General features: G+C 62.9%; 2 protein-coding genes. Both read left to right on the top strand.

All coding sequences use genetic code 11. The annotated features are described in order from the left end of the window. Positions 1–59: 59 nt before the first annotated feature. Positions 60–932 carry a F0F1 ATP synthase subunit gamma gene (locus WBB85_RS13305; protein WP_432639090.1) on the top strand — a complete coding sequence of 291 codons (873 nt, stop codon included), beginning with the start codon at positions 60–62 and terminating at the stop codon, positions 930–932. A gap of 18 nt (positions 933–950) precedes the next feature. Beyond that, positions 951–1850 (top strand): F0F1 ATP synthase subunit beta (gene atpD, locus WBB85_RS13310; protein WP_432639091.1); only part of this gene is annotated, 900 nt, incomplete at its 3' end.

Genomic DNA, 1850 nt, shown 5'->3' on the forward strand with positions numbered 1-1850 from the left:
CAAGATCAGGGCCGCACTCGACGAATTCGCCGCCGACTTCGCCTGAGGGGTCCTGACAGATGCCTAATCTCAAGGACCTGAAGAACCGGATCGCGTCGGTCAAGTCGACCCGCAAGATCACCAAGGCCATGCAGATGGTGGCCGCCGCGAAACTGCGGCGGGCACAGGAAAGTGCCGAACAGGCGCGTCCCTATACCGAACGCTTCAACGCCGTGATGGCGGGGCTGGCGGCATCGGTGGGCGGCTCGGGTTCGGCGCCGAAACTGCTGGCGGGAACCGGCAGCGACAAGGTGCACCTGCTGATCGTGATGACGGCAGAGCGCGGCCTGTGCGGAGGGTTCAACTCGAACATCTCCAAGCTGGCCCGCTCGCATGCGCAACGGCTGGCGGTGGCGGGCAAGACGGTCAAGATCCTGACCGTCGGCAAGAAGGGGCGGGACGCTTTGAAGCGCGACCTCGCCAGTTCCTTCGTCGGCCATGTCGACCTTGGGGCGGTCAAGCGGGTGGCCTATGCGGATGCGCAGGGCGTGGCACGCGACGTGCTGGCACGGTTCGATGCCGGTGATTTCGACGTGGCGACGATCTTCTATTCCAAGTTCGTCAACGTGGTGACGCAGACCCCGACGGCCCAGCAGATCATCCCTGCCGCCTTCGAAGTCGAGGAAAGCGCCCAGGGCACGCTCTATGACTACGAGCCGGGCGAAGAGGAAATCCTCGCCGATCTGCTGCCGCGCGCCGTGGCCACGCAGATCTTCGCGGCCCTTCTGGAAAACGGCGCGTCCGAACAGGGCGCGCGCATGTCGGCGATGGACAATGCCACGCGCAACGCGGGCGAGATGATCGAGAAGCTGACCATCGAGTACAACCGCTCGCGTCAGGCCGTCATCACCAACGAGCTGATTGAAATCATTTCCGGCGCGGAAGCGCTGTAAGAGAACCGGAGACGAAACATGGCAAACGCAAAAGGCAAGATCACTCAGATCATCGGCGCCGTGGTGGACGTTCAGTTCGGCGACCACCTGCCCGAGATTCTGAACGCGCTGATCACCGACAACAATGGCAACAAGCTGGTTCTCGAAGTGGCGCAGCACCTCGGTGAAAACACCGTTCGCGCCATCGCGATGGACGCCACCGAAGGTCTGGTGCGCGGACAAGAGGTCACCGACTCCGGGGGCCCGATCATGGTTCCGGTGGGCGACGCGACCCTCGGGCGGATCATGAACGTGGTCGGCGACCCGGTCGACGAAAAGGGCCCGGTGAACGCAGAGCAGACCCGCTCCATTCACGGCAATGCGCCCGAATTCTCCGAGCAGTCCACCACCTCCGAGGTGCTGGTCACCGGCATCAAGGTGATCGACCTGCTGGCACCCTACGCCAAGGGTGGCAAGATCGGCCTGTTCGGCGGCGCCGGCGTGGGCAAGACGGTTCTGATCATGGAGCTGATCAACAACATCGCCAAGGTGCACTCGGGTTATTCGGTGTTCGCCGGCGTGGGCGAACGGACCCGCGAAGGCAACGATCTTTACCACGAGATGATCGAATCCGGCGTTATCGTTCCCGATAACCTGACCGAATCCAAAGTGGCCCTTGTCTACGGTCAGATGAACGAGCCGCCGGGTGCGCGTATGCGCGTGGCGCTGTCGGGTCTGACCCTGGCGGAACAGTTCCGCGACCAGTCGGGCACGGACGTTCTGTTCTTCGTGGACAACATCTTCCGCTTCACGCAGGCCGGTTCCGAAGTGTCCGCACTGCTGGGCCGTATCCCTTCGGCGGTGGGTTATCAGCCAACCCTGTCGACCGACATGGGCAATTTGCAGGAACGCATCACCTCCACCAACAAGGGGTCGATC

Source organism: Albidovulum sp. (assembly GCF_049646345.1).
GTDB lineage: Bacteria > Pseudomonadota > Alphaproteobacteria > Rhodobacterales > Rhodobacteraceae > Albidovulum.

Bases quoted from the DNA above. Each gene is read 5' to 3' on its own strand.
- WBB85_RS13305 (WP_432639090.1), top strand. From the start codon at position 60: ATGCCTAATCTCAAGGACCTGAAGAACCGGATCGCGTCGGTCAAGTCG.